This is a genomic window from uncultured Collinsella sp., from assembly GCF_959026545.1.
In the GTDB taxonomy this organism is placed as follows: domain Bacteria; phylum Actinomycetota; class Coriobacteriia; order Coriobacteriales; family Coriobacteriaceae; genus Collinsella.
In genome coordinates, this window is record NZ_CAUFLV010000011.1 from 1 (window position 1) to 20,431 (window position 20,431).

15 protein-coding genes, 1 tRNA gene and 1 other RNA gene are annotated in these 20,431 nt (G+C 61.9%); 14 read left to right on the forward strand and 3 right to left on the reverse strand.

Translation table 11 applies throughout. The annotated features are described in order from the left end of the window. Window positions 1-192: 192 nt before the first annotated feature. The 10 genes from Q5Q88_RS06240 to Q5Q88_RS06285 all read left to right on the forward strand — a co-directional run bounded on the left by Q5Q88_RS06240 (window position 193) and on the right by Q5Q88_RS06285 (window position 12,056). Window positions 193-1,395 carry a DUF362 domain-containing protein gene (locus tag Q5Q88_RS06240; RefSeq protein ID WP_118652331.1) on the forward strand — a complete coding sequence of 401 codons (1,203 nt, stop codon included), beginning with the start codon at window positions 193-195 and terminating at the stop codon, window positions 1,393-1,395. Between the two features lie 259 nt (window positions 1,396-1,654). After that, the gene (locus Q5Q88_RS06245) at window positions 1,655-2,479 is read left to right on the forward strand and encodes a hemolysin III family protein (RefSeq protein WP_294160005.1); all 825 of its coding nucleotides are present in this window, start codon (window positions 1,655-1,657) and stop codon (window positions 2,477-2,479) included. Window positions 2,480-2,568: 89 nt separating this feature from the next. After that, window positions 2,569-3,924, forward strand: coding sequence for a hemolysin family protein (locus Q5Q88_RS06250; RefSeq protein ID WP_294121612.1), 1,356 nt, complete (start codon window positions 2,569-2,571; stop codon window positions 3,922-3,924). Between the two features lie 49 nt (window positions 3,925-3,973). Further along, a complete protein-coding gene (locus Q5Q88_RS06255) occupies window positions 3,974-4,582 on the forward strand; it encodes a hypothetical protein (protein ID WP_118652333.1) in 609 nt (202 codons plus the stop codon). Window positions 4,583-4,692: 110 nt separating this feature from the next. After that, window positions 4,693-5,073 carry a YtxH domain-containing protein gene (locus tag Q5Q88_RS06260; protein ID WP_118652335.1) on the forward strand — a complete coding sequence of 127 codons (381 nt, stop codon included), beginning with the start codon at window positions 4,693-4,695 and terminating at the stop codon, window positions 5,071-5,073. Between the two features lie 15 nt (window positions 5,074-5,088). Beyond that, entirely contained in the window at window positions 5,089-5,880 is a 792-nt protein-coding gene (locus tag Q5Q88_RS06265) for a PRC-barrel domain containing protein (RefSeq protein ID WP_118652337.1), read from the forward strand. 203 nt (window positions 5,881-6,083) lie between these two features. Continuing rightward, window positions 6,084-7,292, forward strand: a complete 1,209-nt coding sequence (locus Q5Q88_RS06270) for a polysaccharide deacetylase family protein (protein WP_302742342.1) — start codon at window positions 6,084-6,086, stop codon at window positions 7,290-7,292. A 15-nt stretch (window positions 7,293-7,307) separates the two neighbouring features. Further along, window positions 7,308-8,624, forward strand: coding sequence for a polysaccharide deacetylase family protein (locus Q5Q88_RS06275; RefSeq protein ID WP_302742422.1), 1,317 nt, complete (start codon window positions 7,308-7,310; stop codon window positions 8,622-8,624). A 288-nt stretch (window positions 8,625-8,912) separates the two neighbouring features. Continuing rightward, the gene (locus Q5Q88_RS06280) at window positions 8,913-10,799 is read left to right on the forward strand and encodes a magnesium transporter (RefSeq protein WP_302742344.1); all 1,887 of its coding nucleotides are present in this window, start codon (window positions 8,913-8,915) and stop codon (window positions 10,797-10,799) included. Between the two features lie 15 nt (window positions 10,800-10,814). Beyond that, window positions 10,815-12,056 carry an Nramp family divalent metal transporter gene (locus tag Q5Q88_RS06285; RefSeq protein ID WP_294159991.1) on the forward strand — a complete coding sequence of 414 codons (1,242 nt, stop codon included), beginning with the start codon at window positions 10,815-10,817 and terminating at the stop codon, window positions 12,054-12,056. A gap of 404 nt (window positions 12,057-12,460) precedes the next feature. On the opposite strand, the gene Q5Q88_RS06290 is transcribed toward Q5Q88_RS06285, so the two are convergent. The 3 genes from Q5Q88_RS06290 to Q5Q88_RS06300 form a co-directional block, all read right to left on the reverse strand. Beyond that, window positions 12,461-13,549, reverse strand: coding sequence for a hypothetical protein (locus Q5Q88_RS06290; protein WP_302742347.1), 1,089 nt, complete (start codon window positions 13,547-13,549; stop codon window positions 12,461-12,463). 484 nt (window positions 13,550-14,033) lie between these two features. Beyond that, on the reverse strand, window positions 14,034-15,992 hold the full coding sequence (locus tag Q5Q88_RS06295) for an acyltransferase family protein (protein ID WP_302742349.1): 1,959 nt from the start codon (window positions 15,990-15,992) through the stop codon (window positions 14,034-14,036). A 298-nt stretch (window positions 15,993-16,290) separates the two neighbouring features. Beyond that, window positions 16,291-16,845 carry a LemA family protein gene (locus Q5Q88_RS06300; protein WP_302742351.1) on the reverse strand — a complete coding sequence of 185 codons (555 nt, stop codon included), beginning with the start codon at window positions 16,843-16,845 and terminating at the stop codon, window positions 16,291-16,293. Window positions 16,846-17,146: 301 nt separating this feature from the next. Here Q5Q88_RS06300 and Q5Q88_RS06305 point away from each other — a divergent pair, with 301 nt between their 5' ends. From Q5Q88_RS06305 to ffs, 4 genes are all read left to right on the forward strand, one after another. Next, window positions 17,147-17,737 (forward strand): TetR/AcrR family transcriptional regulator, encoded by a 591-nt coding sequence (locus tag Q5Q88_RS06305; RefSeq protein ID WP_118652353.1) that lies wholly within the window; start codon window positions 17,147-17,149, stop codon window positions 17,735-17,737. Window positions 17,738-17,761: 24 nt separating this feature from the next. Beyond that, window positions 17,762-17,851: transfer RNA gene (locus Q5Q88_RS06310), tRNA-Ser, on the forward strand. A 247-nt stretch (window positions 17,852-18,098) separates the two neighbouring features. After that, on the forward strand, window positions 18,099-20,024 hold the full coding sequence (tadA, locus tag Q5Q88_RS06315; protein ID WP_118652649.1) for a tRNA adenosine(34) deaminase TadA: 1,926 nt from the start codon (window positions 18,099-18,101) through the stop codon (window positions 20,022-20,024). Window positions 20,025-20,237: 213 nt separating this feature from the next. Further along, window positions 20,238-20,333, forward strand: an RNA gene (gene ffs, locus Q5Q88_RS06320) — signal recognition particle sRNA small type. Window positions 20,334-20,431: the final 98 nt, after the last annotated feature.

Here is a 20,431-nt window from a genome sequence, read left to right on the forward strand (position 1 = left end):
ATTACCTTGTACCCAGCTCAGTGCATATATATCAACTAACTGTTGTGACAGAGCCAAAGAAAAAAACAGCCATTTCTTTCCGATAGATGCAGCGCGACTGTGGGCGCAACGCGAGAACTCTCTTGCGTTGAAGCTAACTCAAGGTCGTAGAATCTTGAGCCAAAAGGTGTCCGTGAGCGAGAAAGAGGAACCATGAGCGCTGTGTCCGCTACTGCACCCGCCAAGGTCTATTACACCAACCTGCGCACGCATGGGCGCGAGAGCCAGCTCGACAAGCTCAAGCGTCTCATCCGTCGCGCGGGCATCGAGCAGATCGACTTCGAGAACAAGTTTGTTGCCATCAAGATTCACTTTGGCGAGCTGGGCAACCTCTCCTTCCTGCGCCCCAACTATGCCCGCGCCGTTGCCGACGTGGTTAAGGAGCTGGGCGGCATGCCCTTCCTCACCGACTGCAACACGCTGTACGTGGGCAGCCGCAAGAACGCGCTCGAGCATATCGACTGCGCGTACCAAAACGGCTTCACCCCGTATGCCACGGGCTGCCAGGTCATCATCGCCGACGGCCTCAAAGGTACGGACGAGACGCTCGTTCCAGTCAAGAACGGCGAGTACGTGCAGGAGGCCAAGATCGGCCACGCCCTCATGGACGCCGACATCGTCATCAGCCTCACGCACTTCAAGGGGCATGAGCAGGCCGGTTTCGGCGGCTGCATGAAGAATCTCGGGATGGGTGGCGGTAGCCGTGCCGGCAAGATGGAGCAGCACGCCGCCGGCAAGCCCAGCGTGCACGAGGGCGCGTGCATCGGGTGTCGCGCGTGCGAGCGCATCTGCGCCCACGGCGCGGTGAGCTTCCCCACCACGCGCGAGCGCACGCTCAAGAACGGCAAGGTGGTGGAGACGCCCGTCGCCCACATCGACCACGACCGATGCTTGGGCTGCGGCCGCTGCGTGGGCGCGTGCAACCAGGACGCCGTCAAGCCCGACTACGGCGCTGCGGTCGATGTGCTCAACTGCAAGATTGCCGAGTACACGCAAGCTGTCGTGCAGGATCGTCCGAGCTTCCACATTTCGCTCGCCATCGACGTCAGCCCCAACTGCGACTGTCATGCCGAGAACGATACGCCCATCGTGCCCGATATCGGTATGTTCGCGAGCTTCGATCCCGTGGCGATCGACCAGGCCTGCATCGATGCGGCGCTCAAGATGCCCGCCATGCCCAACACTGAGCTCACCGAGATGCGCGATAAGCTCGACGCCGCTGGTGGCGTGCCCGAGCACTGCGCGCACGACCACTTCAACATGACGCATCCCGACACCAACTGGCGCTCTATGATTGAGCACGGCGAGAAGATCGGCCTCGGTACGAGCAACTACGAGCTCATCGAGGTCAAGTAGGGGTAACAGCGCTTTCGTTTTCCATTGAGGGTAGGAATGTCGAAAATCGCCCTGCTTTCGAGCGGCTTTTTCGACAATCCTACCCTCTGAGAAGGGGATCCCAGTCGAGTTGCGCGCATAGCTCCGGCGCATGGGCTATTCACTTGATTCAGTTGAGGTCGGGTTAAGAAGTGTGCCCGGGTCCACCTGCGATATGCAGGGGGCCCGGGTTCTGCTATAGTTCTGAACAATGCACCGATTTTGGAGGCCGAACAGCCACATGCCGGACACCAGTGACAGTCTCACGCCGCGGCCAGACGTCGCGGCTGCCCCTGTTCCCATAGCGCGCGCCGACGCGGCATCGCGGGCGCAGCGCTTGCTCCATGCTGCCGAATCGGGCGCTAAGGGCGCCGCCGTTACCGTTGGAGCTCCCGTCAAGGCTGCGGCCCGTGCTGTCAGGCGTCATCTACCTCCTCAATACACGTTGGGCGAGGAGATCGCCAATTCAATCACCCATGGCATCGGTGCCGCCTTGGGCGTCGCGGCGCTTGTCGTCATGATCGTCAAGGCCGCCGTTGCCGGCTCGCACCCCGCGTCGCTTGCGAGCGCGATCATCTTCGGCATCGCCCTCATCCTCGAGTATCTTGCATCCACGCTGTATCATGCCATTGCTCCGGCAGCCGCCAAGCGTGTGTTCCGCATCATCGATCACAGCTGCATTTACGTGCTCATCGCGGGTACCTACACGCCGTTTTGCCTCATCACCCTCGGCGAGGCGGGCGGCATACCGCTGTGCATCGCGGTATGGGCTCTTGCCATCGCGGGCGTGCTGTTCGAGGCGTTCATGCGCGAGCGACAGCCCCATTGGCTCACCGCCGTCATGTACGTGGCCATGGGCTGGCTCGTGCTGTTCCGCTTGCCGCAACTTATCGAGGCGCTCCATCCTACAGCGTTGTTCCTGCTCGCCGCCGGCGGTGTGTGCTACACCATCGGCGCGGTGTTCTATGTGCTCAAGAAGATCCGCTACATGCACACGGTGTTTCACGTGTGGGTGCTCGCCGGTAGTGTCCTTCAGTTCTTGGCGGTGGTCCTCTTCGTGATCTAGTCTCGCGTCCCGCCGTCGACGGGCGCGGGACCCCGCATGCCCGCCGACAATGACCTGCACACCTACCCAGGAGGTTCGAAACCGTCCCCATGGACATCACCATAAGCATCATCACAACCCTTGTCCTCACCGTCGTCAACGGGTACTTTTCCATGTCCGAGATGGCGCTCACCACGGCAAAGCGCGCCGTGCTCGACCACGAGGCGGAAGAAGGCGACCGCCGCGCCGCCCGCGCCGCCGAGCTTGCGTCGGACTCCGGCAACTTCCTCGCTACCATCCAGGTCGCCATCACGCTCGTCGGCTTCGCCTCGTCGGCCGTCGCCTCGACGAACCTGTCCGACCCGCTTGCCCAATGGCTCTCGAGCTTTGGCATCGCACCTCTCTCGGCGGTCGCACCGGGTCTCGCCCCGGTGATCATCACCCTGATCGTCTCCTACCTGTCCATCGTCGTCGGCGAGCTCGTGCCCAAACGCATTGCGTTGGCCGACGCGGAGGGTATGGCAAAGCGCGTGGCCCAGCCGCTCACCGTGTTCCAGAAGATCGCTCGCCCGCTCGTGTGGCTCACGCAAGCATCTGCGAACGGCCTCGCCGCGCTTATGCGCATCAAGAGCGCGGATGACCGCCAGAACGTCTCCGAGGAGGAGATCAAGTACATGATCAACGAGCAGGACACGCTGCTCGATGAGGAGAAGCGCATCATCCACGAGGTGTTCGACCTGGGCGACGCCTCCGCGCGCGAGGTCATGGTGCCCCGCGTCGATGTGACCATGGTCGAGGACGTCCAGACGGTCTCCGAGGTTATGGGGCTGCTTTGCCAGACGGGCTACTCGCGCGTACCGGTCTTTCACGAGGACCAGGACGGTGTGGTGGGCATCGCGCACATCAAGGACCTGATCGCACCCGCCATGGGCGAGGGCGCCGACCGCCCGGTGAGCGACTTCATGCGCGATGCAACGTTCATCCCCGATACGAAGGACATCCTGCCGCTGCTTTCCGAGATGCAAACCGCCCATGACCAGATCGTGGTCGTGGTTGACGAGTACGGCGGAACGGCAGGCATCATCACCATCGAGGATATCGTCGAGGAGATCGTCGGCGAGATCGAGGACGAGTTCGACCCCGACAACAAGTACCTCACGCGCCTCTCCAAGAGGGAATGGCTCGTGGACGGTCGCTTTCCCTGCGACGACGCCATCGAGCTCGGCTGGCCCATTGAGGAAAGCGACGAGTACGAGACCATCGCCGGCTGGATTCTGGACCTTTGCGATTCGCTCCCGGATATCGGTGAGGTTTTCGAGGCGGAGGGGTACAAGTTCAAGGTGCAGTCCATGCGTGGTCAGCGCATTTCGCTCGTGCGCGTTATCGCTCCGTCCGAGGAAGAGCTCGCCGCCGCGAACGAGGGCACCGACCGGCAGCCCGACACGTCGACCGACCAGGGCGAGTAGGCGAATAAGGCAAACGAAGAGCGCGACTGGAAACTGGAAAGGAGCGGCCATGGCCGATCTGTTCAACATTCTCAAGGTCACGATAGGCCCCAAAAAGCTCACCGCCCGCGTGCTGGTGAATCCCGGCATGCCGCTCATGACGTCCGAGGACGTCGAGGCCACAGCGCGCGTCTACTACCTGGCACCGGCAATCGCCGAGCATCTGTGCCTGGGTGATGCAGGTTCCAAGTTTCAGGATTGCATGGGACATACGGAGCTCGCCCACCTGCTTGAGCATCTCACGGTCGAGATTATGAATGAGACGGGCCTCGCGGGCACCATCTCGACGGGGCGTACGCGGAACGTGATGGGCGACGACCGCCTGTTCGACGTCGAGGTATCGTGCCCCGACGATGCCCTTGCCATCGGCGCCCTTTCCTCGGCGACGTTCATGATGAACTGGGCCTTCCTGCATCATGATCAGACGCCGCCGGATTTCCCGGGGACGGTTGCCGCCCTGACGAGCCTGGTGAGCAATTTGCGCGGCAACGCCGCCGAGCCCGACTCGCCCGAAGAGACGGAGGAAGAGCAGGCCTTTGGCGCAATCGACACCGAGGGCGCAGTTGTCGAACCGCATGATGCGGAGGGTGTCGTGTACGGCGGAGCCGCCGCTGAGTAATCGAGGCGTGTTACGTGACGATGGGCTCATGCCCATTGTCGCAAGCGCATGCGTATAATGGTTGAAGCAAATGATCTGGATGGACATCTGAGTCCAACAAAGGAGTAAACATGGGCAAGGGTATGAGTTTTGTCGCAGGCGCCGCGCTGGGCGCTGCAGCCGGCGTGGTTTTGGGCGTTCTGTACGCGCCCCGTTCCGGCTCCGAGACCCGCGCTATGGCGGCCGACATGGCCAACGACGCGTGGGACTCCGCGCGTGACATGTACGAGCAGGGCATCGATCAGGCCCGCGCCGCCATGGATGATTTCGGCCCCACCATGGACGCCGCCACGGATGAGCTGCGCGCCAAGGTCGATCTTGCCCGCGAGCGCATGGACCAGCTCCGCGAGCAGCTGAACGATGCCGTAAACGCCGGTACCGTCACCCCTGCTGCCGACGTCGTGGTCGAGACGGTCGCCCCCGAGGCCTCTGACGTCGCCGTTCAGGCGTAGCGTCTCGACATCCGAATGCTTGCCGGCGATTTCACGGGAATCAAGCTCTATAAGCTGCCCGCTCAAGACAAGAGGATTAAAAAAGACGGGACCCCGCGCGAACCAAAGAAGGTTGGCAAAATCCACTACCCGGTGTTCACCCCCGAGGGAACCCGGGTGGTGGGCTTTATGCTGCGCCTGCCGGATATCGCCGGGATGGTCAAGCAGCCCGATCGCTTTATCGCGTATGACGCCATAGGCGTGAGCGGCGACGTGATGGTCGCCAAGGATGACCGCGCGGCGTTCGACAATGCAGCGGCTAAGCGGTTGGGCATCAACCTCGATGCCTGCCTCATCTGGACGGGCATGGATGTTCGCACGGTCTCCGGCAGGCCGGTCGGCTTTTGCTCCGATGCCGATTTCAATCCCAAAACTGGCAACGTGACCTCGTTCATCCTCACCGAGGGCGGTGCCTCCAATGCGCTGGTCGGTCACCGGGAGATGCCGGCGTCAATGCTCAAGGGTTACCGCGACGGCGCGATGATCGTGAGCGATGCGGCGCTCGACCTTGAGTTCTCGGGCGGTGCCGCCGCCAAGGCCGCCGAGGCGAGCGTGAAGGTCGCCGCCAAGGCGGGGGAGGTCGGTGCCAAGGCGAAAGTCCAGGCCAAGAAGGGCGCCGCCATCATCGACGACGCCGGTTCCAAGGCCCTCGACAAGGGTTCGAAGGCCTTGGGCAAACAGCTCGGCAAGACCAAGGGCATGTTCGGCTCGTTTATGAGCGAATATAAGAAGGCAGCCGGAACGCCGCCAAGAAAACAAAAGAAATAAGCGGGACGGGGGAATCATTGCCTAACTACACCACCTCCTACTCCTCAAAAACGAAACCGCGGTACCGCAAGAACACCGGGAACCAGCTTCCGAGCGGACGCCGTCGTCAACAGCGCCGCAAGGGGGCGCAGTACCTGCGCAGATCACAAGGGTTCGGCGGACGCAGACGCCCCGGGCACGGATATGGTGGCAACGACCGTAGGGTGTACGCCCTGATCATGGTTGGCTGCGCCTTCCTGCTGTTCGTGGCGAGCATTGTGTGGTACGCCAACCGAAGCGTTGAGATCACGCTCAACGGTGCCGCCGTAAAGGTTCGGATCAACTCGGATATCGAACGCGTCATTTCCGACCAGGAACTCGAGCCCGAGCCCGGCGACCTGCTTGCCGTCGATGACGAGGTGCTCGAGAAGGGCGGCGGGACCGCCTACACCGTCACACTTGGCGGAAAGAAGGTTTCGGGCAAGAAGCTCGCTTCCATCCAGCTTGAGGGCGGCGAGAAGCTGACCATCGAAGACGGCGAGAACGTCTACGAAGACCATGACGTCGCCGCGACCACGATTGAGCCCACGTTGACCGTTGAAGGCACGGGCCCCGTGCGGTATGTGGAGAGATGGGGCAAGGCGGGCCGATCCGAGGTTTGGACTGGGTCCAAGACGGGCAAGGTCGTGGACAAGGGCGTGGTCGAGGAGCCGGTGAACGCGCTGGTAAAGTGCGCGTCGGTGTTGCCGAGCAAAAAAGACGAGAAGTACGTTGCCCTTACGTTCGACGAGGGGCCGAGTAACCAGACCGAGGAAATCATCCGCATTCTCCAGGAGAAGGGCGTCAAGGCGACGTTTTTTGTCTCGGGCGATAAGGTCGCTTCGAATTCCGCTGCCGTGCGTGCGATTGCGGAGTCGGGTAACGAGATCGGTACCAATGCGTACTCGGATGTCGACCTGCGCGAGTTGGGCGCTTCAGACCTGCGCGATCAGCTAACCAAAGGGTTCGAGGCGGTCTCGGACGCCGCTGGGACATCGACCGCGTTGCTGCGCCCGCCATTCGGCGAATTCTCCGAGGGGAATTGGGCTGCGGCGATGGATTTGGTGAGCGTTGTGGTCACCTGGAACGTCGATTCGGGCGACTGGCTCTTGCAGGGCGCCGATTCGGTCATCGAAACCGTGACGGGGTCGGTCAGCAACGGCGACATCGTGCTCTTCACCGACAACGACGCGACGGCATCGCAGACCGTGGAAGCGTTGCCCCAGCTCATTGATCGCCTGCTCGAAAGCGGCTACAAATTGGTGACGATATCGGAGCTGATCGCCACCGATGATGATTTGGCGGATGCGATAGACGTAAGCAGCGCCGGGCTGCCCAAAGGCGCTTCTCTTCCCAGCGTGACGCAAGATTCCAGTTCCGGGACGTCCGAATAGCGAGGCTTCGTGGAAATGAACAGTCAGGGTCGTTACTCAGCCAAGAAACGACGCGTTTCGACACCGCGCCCTGCTGTTGTGCCTCGACAGACGCCGGCGGCCCGTTCAGCCGTCGATACCGGATCTGCGCCGTTCCGGGTCGTGCTCCGCGTGTTCGCCGGCGCGCTTTTGCTGGCCGGCGTGGCCTATGGGTACGTTGCCTTTTGGCGGAGCGTCCCCGTTGTGGTTAACGGCGAGCACGTCGACGTGCGAATTCACGCGACCGTTGAGGATATGCTGGATGGCAACGACTTTTTTGGCGTCAAGCCCGGTCGCCTGCTTTCTGTAAGCGGCAACGTGATAGAGGAAGATGGAGGCGAGCGTTGCACCGTCGCGGTGGGCGAGGGCGACAACGCCCAGCCGCTTGCATCCGAGAAGTTCTCGCAGACCGAAGTTGCCGAAGGCGGCATCTTCACCGTATCCGATGGTGCAGATGTCACCGAGCCCCACGCGGAGACCGTCGAGCCCTTGGCCCCCGGCGTCCAAATGGAGACGGGTGGAGCCATCCAGTACGTCAAGCAGTGGGGCAAGGCAGGTTCGCATGCCGTGTGGAAGGGCGAGAAGTCCGGCGAGGTGGTGGACAAGGGCACGATCGAGGAGCCGCAGGACCTGATCATCGGCTCCAGGAACGCGCGGCCCGTCGGTTCCAAAAAGTACATCGCGCTCACGTTTGATGACGGCCCAAGTCGCTACACGCAGGCCATCCTCGATATCTTGGCCCAAAAAAGAGCTAGGGCGACGTTTTTCAATTTGGGCACGAGCGCGGCAGGCAATCCGGCTCTCGCCAAGGCGGTCGTTGATGGCGGTAATGAGCTGGCAAGCCACACGAATGCCCACAAGAACTTGCCCACCGTGGGCGCCGATGAGCTGCGCTCCGAGATCGTGACGGCGTTCGACACCCTGGAGGGCGCATCGGGCTTTCGCCCGCAGATGATTCGCGCCCCGTACGGTGCGTTCACCGCCACCGAGTGGGCCCGCTCCGCCGATTTGCTCAGTTGCAACGTGCTGTGGAATATCGACACACTTGATTGGAAGCGTCCCGGTGCGGATGCGATAACCAAGACGGTGCTCAATCAGGCGTTCAACGGCGCCATCGCCCTCATGCACGATGGTGGGGGCAACCGTGAGCAAGATATCGAAGCGCTGCCCGCGATCATCGACGGCCTGCGCGACGCCGGCTACACGCTCGTGACCGTCAGCGAGCTCATGGAGCTCGACGGTACGTTTCCCCAAGACGTCGTCCAGGGCACCGTCAAGATGCCCGAGGATGCTGACGCGCCGACGGTGGGATAGCGGTGGCGTATCCGGCGTGCCAAAGGGGCGCGTCCCCCAATGGTATGCCTAATGAGGAGTGATGAAGGGCTGTTGGAAGCCTTACAAGACCGTGCGTCCGTGCATGGTATAGTTACAACGGCTGTGCCTTGAGGGGACGGCCGCTTGTTTTGTTTTATGAGAGGGTCACGAGAAAGGCCTGAGGTGAAAGCTAAACCCCGACCACACAGTCGATGACCCCAGCGGTGCCCCTGCGCTCATGCGCGGTGCGGGAATTCGCCGGGGTGAACCTGCACGTAAAGGAGCACGATGAACCACCTTTCCGAAATGCTGAAGCTGCCGGTGGTCGATGCCGCCGGTGAGAAAATCGGCATCGTCAACGACCTCGGCATTGCCACGGGCGAGGTCTTCCCCCGTGTCACGGCACTCGCATTCCAGGGCCCGGGCAAAACGCCCTTCATGATCAGTTGGCGCAAGTACGTCGAGCGTTTCGACGACGACGGCGTGTACCTCAAGTACCCTGCCACCGACATTCGCTTCTCCTACCTGCAGCCCGATGAGGTGCTGCTGGCTCGCGACATCATGAACAAGCAGATCGTCGACACGCAGGGCATGAAGGTCGTGCGCGTGAACGACATCAAGCTGTCCACCACCGGCGAGAACCAGCTGCGCCTGCTTGGCGCCGAGGTGGGTGCGCGCGGTCTGCTGCGCGCCATTCATCCGCTGTTCGAGCGCGTGACCGTGAAGGTCGCCAAGATGCTCGGCAAGCCCCTGCCCGAGGACATCATCGCGTGGTCTTACATGGACCTGCTGGAGCGCTCCACCAAGCAGATCAAGCTTTCCGTCTCGCACAAGACGCTTTCCGAGCTGCACCCCGCCGATATCGCCGACATCATCGAGCAGCTCGATCCGCGTTTGCGCACGCAGGTGTTCGCCCAGCTTGACACCGAGCAGGCGGCCGAGGCCATTGCCGAGCTCGACGATGACGAGCTCATGACCGAGATGCTCGAGGGCTTGTCCGACCGCGAGGCCTCGACGATGCTCGCCACGATGGACCCCGACGACGCAGCCGCGCTCATCGAGGAACTCGATTACGAGAAGGCGGAAAAGCTCCTGCGCCTCATGGGCGTCAAAGAGGAGAAGGCCATTCGCGACCTCCTTGGGTACGAGGAGGACACCGCGGGTCGCATCATGACTAATCAGTTCGTGGCCCTGCCCGCCACGGCGACGGTTCAGGACGCCATCGATGCGCTGCGCGATCTGGACGAGGACTTCGAGAGCATCTACTACGTGTACACCACCGACGCCGAGGGCGCGCTCACGGGCGTGCTGTCCATGCGTTCGCTCGTGGTCGCCGATCACACCGACCGCCTGAAGGACCTCGCCTACCGCGACGTGGTGTGGGTCGCCCCCGATCTCGACCAAGAGCAGGTGGCCGACGAGATGACCAAGTACGACCTCGTCGCCATGCCCGTTTGTGATGAGAACCGCCATATCCTGGGTATCGTCACGGTTGACGACGCCCTGGACGTCATCGCCGAGGAGCATGCCGAGGACCTGCAGATCGCAGGTGTGTCGGTGGGCGAGAGCAACGCCGGCGAGTCCACGCACGCTTTTACGTGGTTCTCGCAGCGCCAGTACTGGGTTGTGGTGTGGGCCATCGCGGCGTGCGCCATCGCCGCCATCGTGGTGACACCGTTGGAGCGCCTCGACCTCAACGTCATGGGTATCGCGACGGCCCACCAGATGATCACCAGCCAGGGTCTAACGGCGCTCATGCCCATTTCGATCATGCCGGTCGTGCTCCTCGCCTCCATGCGCATGGTCTCCTTTGTGAAGAACAGCTACCTTGAGTACGACGAGCGCGACGACGAGCCCAAGCCCTACCTCGGGTTCTTCCTCAAGACGACGCTCATCGGCGTTATTCTGGCCGCCGTGGTCTTCCTCTGTGGCGAGCTCATGGCAACGACCCTCTTTGGCGAGGCGGACCCATGGGCAGCGACCGCGCTCCTCTCCTGCTTCAAGGGTGCCGCCGCCGTCATAGTGGGCACGTACGCGAGTGCCGTGATCTACTTCTACGTACTGTTCCGCAGCGACGAGAAGGACCAGAGCATTTCTGGCACCTCGCTTACGTTTGCGGCGGTGCTCCTCTCCGCGTTGGCCTACACCGTACTCGGCACGCTGCCGTTGCTGTAGGGTGTGGTGCACGGTATGGAGCAATCGACCAAGAAGAAACTGACCGTCGCCGCGGTGCTCGGTGCCATGGGGCCGGGGCTCTTGGCGGCGCTGTCCGGCAATGACGCCGGTGGCATCGCGACGTATTCGAGCGCGGGTGCCTCCTACGGCTATGCCACGCTGTGGATGCTGCCCGTGATGGCGCTGCTGCTCATCGTGGTGCAGGAGACCGCCGCCCGCTGCGGATGCGTGACGGGTAAGGGCTTCGCCTCGCTCATCCGCGAGAAGTTCGGCGTGCGCAAGACGGCACTCGCCATGATCGCCCTGCTCATCGCCAACACGGCCGTGACCATCTCCGAGTTTGCGGGCATCGCGAGCGGCCTTGCGCTGTTCGGCATCCCCAAGACGGTGTCCGTGCCGCTGATGGGTCTGCTCATTTGGCTGCTCACCATGAGCGGAAGCTTCCGCCGCATCGAGAAGATCCTCCTGCTCGTGAGCTGCGTGTTTGTGACGTATGTGGTGGCAGCCTTCCTGGCGGGCCCCAACTGGGGTGAGGTGGCGCTCTCCACCGTGACGCCGCACCTCATCCCCGAGCCGAGCTACGTGTCGCTGCTCGTGGCGACCATCGGCACCACCATCGCGCCCTGGATGATCTTCCTCGCCCAGAACAACGTCGTGGACAAGAACGCCGACGAGTCCGATATCGTCCTGCAGCGCATCGACACCACGACCGGATCCGTGATCGCCTGCGCCATCGCGTGGTTCATCATCATCACCACGGGCGCGGTGCTGTATCCGGCGGGCATCCATGTTGCCGACGCGGCAGACGCCGCCCTCGCACTCGAGCCCATCGCCGGTGAGTTCGCCACGGTGCTGTTCGCCGCGGGCCTGGTGGCGGCGAGCTTCTTGGCGGCGTGCGTGCTGCCCGGCGTGACGTCGAGCGCGATTTGCGAGGCGTTTGGCTGGGAGCGCGGTGCCGACCGCAGTTGGAGTGAGGCGCCGGTCTACCGCGGCATCATCACGGTGATCATCGTGGCGTCTGCCGCGCTCGTGATCATGCCCGGTGTCGACCTGTTCCAGATCATGATGAGCGCGCAGGTCATCAACGGCGTGCTGCTGCCCATTCTGCTCGTGTTCTTGGTGTTCATCGCCGGCGACAAACACATTATGGGTGGCTACAAAAACAGCCGTTTGTGGAACGTGCTCACCTGGGCCACCATTGTGCTCATCACCGTGCTCACCGTCGTGATGTTCGTGTTGCAGGCACTGGGATACTAGCGGGCGCCCACGCACCGTGGTACCCGTACGCGCACTGGCAGGCGCCGAACGCGAGGATGACGACGGACTCCAGCACATGATGGCACTCGCGCACGGTGGTGCCCACATACCTTGGCGCCCGCGCGGAGTCATGAGGTTCACGGCCGCTTCGTCGACTAGTCGCGCGTGTAACGTCGAAAAAATGCAATTAAAACGCTTCAAATTCGACATTTTACGCGAGACGTTCCAAAGAGGGGCGCTCCGATCGCGTTGAGGCCATTGTCTCGATAGCGCCGAGGTGCTTGCCGCATGCGTTGAGGCGCGTGCCGTTCGCGCCGAGGTGCTTGCCGCGCGTTGAGACGCCCCTCGCTCGCGTTGGCATGCTTGAGACATCCCATATTTGACCTAGCTGGCTTTTGCTGCGCCTATCTTCGATGCTCATAGGGGGCAACAAGGTCTGCATAGCATTCGAGCGGAGGCATCTCTTCGCACTTGGCGCACGTGGGCAAAGAGACCATCGCGTGGTCTACAAACATCTCGGATGTATCCCGAGGAACGCCGTAGCTTTCGAGAAGTTGGGCAAAATAGGCTACATTACACACATCGTCAAACGAAAAACGTACGATGCGCGCTCCATTGATGCTGAGGCGCGATTCGCGTAGGCGCTCATCGCTGAGGATTCTTACCAGGTCCTTACCTTTTGTCATGGCTGGATCGACATATTTCTGCTTCCCATCGAGCTCGCCGATGATCACCGTTCCGTCTGAAAGAGTCCAGTAGAAGTCGACGCGAATCACCTTGCTTGGATTCATCGGATCATGGCATTCGATCTGGAGGTCGGGTACGGCAAATCCAAGCATGATCATCGTTGCGCGCGCAATGGACTCGCCGCCACTTTCACTGCGAGCGTCGGCGAGAGACAGGACATCAACCGCCCTTTGCAGATCATGTTGCCTAACGATCGCCGGATCGATTTCGAGCAACTCGATGAGGCTGCTACTCGTTTTCCCAGTCACTCGCAGTGCGGAATCGGCTATGGGGAGGGAAGTTCGTAAATCTCCGGCTCGCAGGCACTGGTGAAGGGTTTGGGCAACCGTCGTCACGCGAATGCCATGGAGTATTTCGTGCGTAATATGCTTGCTGCTTCTCGCGATAATCGATTTTGACTGCACTTGGTACGGGGCGACGATGCTCAGTCTGTCAAGAAGGCTGTACGATACGTTCCATCCGCGAATCGCAGCCGCAGTATAACCGTCGAACACCCATTCCGGATGAATCTGCGAAAGCGCTTTTGCCATGTGTGTGACCTGCTCGGTGCGGGAGAGCCCATTCCAGTACGCCTGTCGAACGTAGATTCCGCGATACGGAGAATAGATCGGGTTCCGTTTCGCGTGGTTCGCGCGATAGGCGAGCGCCCGCATGAGATGTGCATTGTGAGGCCGGACGAGACATTGGCCATGCTCCTCCGCCTCGTTTAGGAGCAGCTCGATCTTGTTGTCGTTGGTAACAGTCATTTGCCCCTCCCATGTGTTCGGCCTGTCGGGAGACATGAGCGTAGCAGGGGGTTCTGGCTCGTTTTTAAGCAGTTGTCCTCGTGTTTCTGTCGGTATCCTGTCACCTGCGCGGGGTGTTTCGAACCTGTGCAGGTGGAGCGAGTGGCGGATTGTCGCTATGGGTGCATTTAGGCTGGAGGCGCCATCTAAAAATCGCAATAACAGCGTGTTAACGAGGGTGAGGCTAGATGTGCGAACGAGACGTCTTTGGCAGGGAGGCACTCGTATGCAGGCAAGCGTTGCATGGCGATGAATACACGGGTGAGACGCTACTGACGGAGCGGCGCGGTCGAGGTGTCTTTGACAGAAAGACGCGAGCGTAATGTCGAAAATGACGCGCTTCAATCGCGATTTTTTCGACATTACGCTCGCGTCGTCGTGCCGTCGGCAGTGACGTCCCGTCAGCATCGGCCCCTGCTCGCGCCGACGTCCCGCCGTGCCGCCGCTATTCCGTGTCACCTTCGATCTTCATATGCGCAAACTCGGCCCCAATTGACGTCTTGAGGCTGTCGAGCGCGTGCTGGGCAATCAACAGGCGCTCGTCATCTCCATCCTCGAGATGGATGGGCAGGTAGCGGGCCACCTGGTCGTCAATGAGCTGGAGATACTCGGTGACGCCTGTGTTCGAGAGGTGAATGCCGTCGCCATCGAACAGGTCGTTGCGGTCGGCGCTGTACGAATACCAATCGATGAGGATGACGTTTTTGTAGCGCGAGGCGGCATCGGCGAGAACTTGGTTGTTCGGCTCGCACCACGGGCGCGCTGCTCGATTGTTCACGAACACGACGATGCGGTTCGTTCCGGCAAGATCCATGAGCTCATCGACGTTCTCGCTCGAGAACGGCCCGTTCGTGCCGAGTGCGAAGACGCTAACGCGGCCTGCGAGCCCTTGGTCCACAAGCGATTTGTAGATGTCGATGCCGGCGGTGAACTGACGATTCATTGCCGCATCGATATATCCGTGCGGAAACATCTGGTTGAACGAATCGACTGCGCGCAGCGAGACCGAGTCGCCCACCATCGTGATGTCGTAGGTGCCGTCCGCCGCCGAGGCGCCGCCTTGGGGCGAAGTGCCGTCCTGGTCGGGCGCTGCACTATCGGTGCCATTGGGACCGCCATTTTCACCTGCGCCCTGAAGAAGTGCAGCGCCGTCCTCGCTCAGGGCAGAGGTGGCGGGGACGAACGCGATGCCTCCCGCCGCTACGAGGGCCGTGGCCCCTGCAATCGCCAGCGGGATGACGTTCGCGCGGGCCCATTTTGGCAACGTCTCGCGGTCGCGCAGCTGCGAGACGATGCGCTTGCCGGCTCCATGTCGAAATGGCGTCTCGATGCAACGATAGCTCAGCTCAGAAATGCCGATAACGATGCAGACCTGCAGGGCATATGTCCACCACGGCTTGGTAGTCACATCGCTGGCGGGGTTCATCAACAGGAGAAGCGGATAATGCCACAGATAGATGCCGTAGGAGCGCTGTCCCAGCCATACGAGAGGCTTGAGGCTGAAGAATCGGCCAAGGTGGCTATGGGGTTGAGCACACGCAGCGATGACCATGAGCGTGAAAAGCGAGGCAATGAGAATTCCCCCATAGTAGGGGAAGGCACTGTAGCCGTTCGTGAACGCCATGAGCATCAAGAGGCCCGCGAGCCCCAGAACTCCTAAGAGGTCGAGCGGGCTTGCACCGTGTTGCTTGAGATGCCGCTGGCTCTTTTTCGCCAATGCGGCGTGCAGGGCGTCGCGCAGAGCCCGAGGCAGGCGAAGGTTGGTGACGAGTGCGAGCCAAGCTCCCAAAAGAAGGGAGAACGCGCGTGTGTCGGTGCCGTAGTAGATACGACTGGGGTCGGTGGCGGGATCGTAGAGGATCGCCATCTCAAGTGCCGACACCGCTGCGAGCGCCAGGGCGGCGCGACGGATCCGCTTCTTGGGCTCACCGTGACGCAGCGCAAGCATGAGCGCCACGGGCCATACGAGGTAGAACTGCATTTCAATCGCAAGCGACCAGAAATGAGTGAGTGGCGACGGGTCCCCGATCGCATTGAAATAGGACTGCTGGTTGAAGATCTGCCACCAGTTGTTCACAAACAGGGCAGACGGGATGATATCTGGCCTCATCTTGGTGAGCATGACGTGGTTGAACAGGGTGCAGAGCGCCGCGGTCGCCACGATCACCGTGACGATAGCGGGAACGAGGCGGCGCAGGCGGCGCTGCCAAAACCCCTTGAGATCGATGCGCCCCGTGCCCTTGTGCTCACTGAGCAGCAAGCGTGTGATCAGGTAGCCCGACAAGACGAAGAACACGGTGACGCCTTGCATGCCGCCGGGAACGAGGCTGGGATTGAGGTGGTAGAGCACGACGGCAGCGACGGCGAGGGTGCGGATGCCGTCCAGCGCCGGGATGTGGGGCATGCGTCCCTTGCGAGTCGTTGCGTCAGGGGCGTGCAGGTCGGCGGGGGAGGAGGCCCCAAAATCGCCTTCGGGTGTCGTGGAGGCTATGGGATGTTGCGGTGAAGTGACCAAGGCGGAGTCTTTTCTATCAGGTGCGTTTACCGGTCTATCGCGATTCTAACGCGTATGCGTGCACGTCATTCGAACGCGTCATGACTGTTCTGTAAGCGTGGTGGCGGGGCATGGCAAGTGCCCTAAAACGCGGACGCCCCACAAGCGGTGGTGCTCGCGGGGCGTCCGATCGATTCGAAGGTATCTGCTAGAACTTGACCTGCGGAACCTCGCGCGTCGCTTCCGCGGCTTCAAAGCCGGTGCGCGGCTTGAACTGGAAGACGCCGGCGAAGATGTTGCCGGGGAAGGTCTGAATACCGTTGTTGTAATTCAGCACGCAATCGTTGTAGCTCTGGCGAGCGTAGGAGATCTTGTTCTCGGTGTCCTCGAGGGAGGTCTGGAGCTGGGTGAAGTTGGCGTTCGCCTTGAGGTCGGGGTAGGCCTCGGCAACCATGAGCAGCTGGCGCAGGGCGCCGGTGAGAACGTTGTCGGCAGCCATCTTCTCCTCGGGGGTGGCGGCTGACCCGGCGGCGGCGCGCGCCTCGGTGACGGCGTCGAGGGTCTCCTTCTCATGCGCAGCGTAGCCCTTGACGGTTTCGACCAGGTTGGGAACGAGGTCGTTACGGCGCTGCAGCTGCGTATCGATGTTCTGCCACGCGTTGTCAACGCGGTTGCGCAGGGTGACCAGGTTGTTGTAGATGCCGGCGATACCCATGGCGAGTGCGGCGACGACGATGATGACGATGATGAGCGTGAGATCCATGCGTGCTCCGTTTCTGCGGCGGCGTTTTCGCGCCGTGCTCGTGGTACTGGTCAGTATACCCATGCACGCGGGTCGATGTGCATGACAAGGGACTCGCAGACGAAGGTGCGCACCTGCCGCGCCCAGCGCCCGCCCGATCGTGGCCTCACGTGGTCACCTGGTGCCGATAATTCGTCAAGAGCCACCTGCCGCTTGTACATTTCCTATCAAGCGGTAGGATAAGAGACACCTATAAGATATCTATCTTAGTGCGCTCAAATGCGTTATAGCGTACGAGCGTATTGTTGGGAATGGGATCGAGATGGATCTGCGTATTCAAAAAACGTACCGTTCGTTGCTCGTGGCGTTCACCAAATTGCTCGAGACGCATCGCTACGAGGATGTGACGATCGCCATGCTCTGCGACGAGGCCATGATTCGCCGGACGACCTTCTACAAGCATTTCGCCGATAAATCCGAATTCTTCAGCTTTTTTGTCGATAGCCTGCGCATTGAGATCACCAAGTATGGAGAGGAGCAGTCCGCCGGCTCGCGGTCTGCCGAGGCGGATGGGGGAGTGAATGCTGAGGAGGGCCTGGCGATCCTGCGAGCCCTCGTCGATTTCATGCTCGATCACGAGCGCATGATCGACAACATTTTCGAAAGTTCAATGAGCGGCATGATGGTTCTCATGATGGCCGATCGCGTGGCGGAAACGCTGCGAGAGCGGTACCGCGACAAATTCCAGAAGAGCGAGGCGGACGTGATCACGCTCGCGTCTGCATCGGAGTTCGCCGCCGGCGGAATCGTGCGCCTATTTGAGAAGTGGTGGGTGCGCGGACACAGCGTAGAGGGCAAGGTGGAGTTGATTACCGTTGCCGAAGCCATGGTGACACGCGTACTCAGGTCCTAACGATGGTATGATTACCCAGCGCGTGGAGAGATGGCAGAGCGGTTGAATGCGGCGGTCTTGAAAACCGTTGGGCACGCGAGTGTCCCGGGGGTTCGAATCCCCCTCTCTCCGCCAGTTTTTGTTTGATGGGCGAGTTCGAAAAACTTGCTTTGAGGTGGATTGGCAGATATTCGAACCCGCGAGGGGGCGGAGCTGAGAAAACGCGAAGACGTTTTCCAGCGTAGCCCGCAAGGCGCGAAGCGCCGCAGCGAGGCGAGGACGCCGAAGGGCGTCCGTCGAATCCCCCTCTCTCCGCCAGTTTTTGTGAGTTGAGCGAGCCCAACCGGCTCGCTTTTTTCATATGGTGGACGAGGGTGATTGCATGCGAGGCCAGTTTGCAGACGACGAGCGCTTCATGCGCGAGGCTCTGACAGAAGCCCGGGCGGCAGCAGCACTCGGCGAGGTACCCATCGGCGCCGTAGTGGTGCATGAGGGCCGCGTGATCGCCCGCGCCCATAACCGCCGTGAGCTCGACGAGGATCCCTCGGCACACGCCGAGTTTTCCGCCATGATGGAGGCATCGCGTGCTCTGGGACGCTGGCGCCTCACCGGATGCACGGTGTATGTGACGCTCGAGCCGTGCCTCATGTGCGCGGGCCTCATGGTCAACGCGCGTATCGACCGCTGCGTGTACGGCGCCGTCGATCCAAAGGGCGGTGCGGTTGGAACGCTGTACGACGTGAGCCGGGATCCTCGTCTCAACCACTCGTTCGAAGTCGGGGCGGGCGTCCTTGGAGATGAGTGCGCTGCCGTGTTGCGCGAGTTTTTCCGAGGGTTGAGGGCCAAGCGCAAGGGCGCGGCGGTTGGTACGGGTGCCATGGCCGTCGCGGACAGCTCCCCTGCGAGTTCCCTCGCGCAAGGTGCCTCCGCGCCCGCCCTGGTGCCTGCGCCTTCACGCCGCGTGATACTCGCCATCGACTCGTTCAAAGGATCGGCGACGAGCGCGCAGGTCGAGACATGGTTCGCTGAAGGGATGTCTGCCGCCGACCTCGGTTTGGATGTCATGTCCATCCCCGTTGCGGATGGAGGGGAAGGGACGATGGACGCCGTTCGGGCGATGCTCGGCGGCGAGGTCCGCGAGGTCGAGGTGACCTCTCCCGTTGGAACCGCCCGTACTGCCGGGACGTTCGTTGCCGGGGCGTCTGCGGATGCCGGGAGCGCGGATACGCCCGAGGCGTTTGCCGGCGAGGTTCACTGGGCTCCATATCTCCTGGTCGACGTTGATGGGGTGGGGCTCGACGGCGGACAAGCGGGCCTCATCGCCGTGATTGAGATGGCACACGCGGCCGGCATCTCCCGTTCCCCGCGCACGAACGAGGCTGCCCTCGCGGCAACAACCCGCGGCGTGGGCGAGCTCATGCTCGCCGCCGTCGCTGCGGGCGCGAAAACGCTGTATATCGGCCTTGGCGGCAGTGCCACGACGGACGGCGGTGCGGGCATGCTGCAGGCCCTCGGCGCACGGATTCTCGATGCAGCAGACGAGCCGGTGAGGCCGGGCCTCGCCGGTCTGCGCGACGTTGCCTTCGTCGATCTCGCGCCCGCTCGCGAGGCGCTGGCTGGCGTACGGATCAAGGTCCTTTCGGACGTGGGGTGCCCTCTTGTGGGGCCGCGCGGCTCCGTGCGCATGTTCGGGCAGCAGAAGGGGCTGGGCACGGGCCTCGATGACATTGCGCGAGACGAGATGCTTCGCGAGTGCGACCGCCATATGTCAGCGTATGGCGCGCGCCTCACCGCCGCTCGCGATGCCCTTGATGGAACACCCTGGCAAGTTGCCGTCCCTGGCGCTCGCCCCACGTCGCTTGCGGGTGTGCCGGGAGCCGGCGCCGCGGGCGGTTTGGGCGCCGCACTCCTCGCCCTAGGTGCGGAGCTCGCGTCTGGGGTGGACGCGCTGCTCGATCTGGCACAATTCGATAACCAGGTGTCCGGCGCGATCGCGGTGATCACGGGCGAGGGATCAATTGACGCTCAAACGGCGGAAGGTAAGGTTCCGGCGGGGGTGGCGCGTCGCGCCAAGCACGTTTGCAAAGATGTTCCCGTCTTTGCGGTGTGCGGCTCGCGCGCCGAGGACCTCGGAAGCGTGTATGCACTGGGGATCGATGCGGTCCTGCCCATCGAGCTTGGTCCCCAGCCTCTGGAGCGTGCCCTCAGCTCCGCGCAAACCCGCTCCAATCTCATCGCCTCTGGCGAGACCCTCGCTCGCCTGATTGCAATGCGGGAAGCGAGTCGCACTGCGGGGCACCGACCGTAACGCGAAGAACCGACCCGCAATGTGAGGAATCATGGGTTTGAAGCGAGGCCACTCTTTCAAACCCATGATTCCTCACAAAAAGGTGCCCGGTAATGTGATTTATCATAGGTTTGAAACAAACGCGCTCATTTCAAACTCACGTTTTCTCACATGGGCGATGCTCTGGACGAGTGGGCTCAAAGCCGCTACTATAACAAGACACGCCTTGCGCGTTCGATGGGTTCGGGTGACGATATGTTCCGAACCTGGTCAGGTCCGGAAGGAAGCAGCCATAAGGAGCCTCTGACGGGCACCCGTTCCCATCGAGCACACGGGGCGTTTTTTGTGTCGCGGCTGCCTGGGACGTGGTTGCAGGGGAGGTGTCGCGGCTGCCATGAGGCGCGAGCGACGTGCCGCGCTATTGTCCC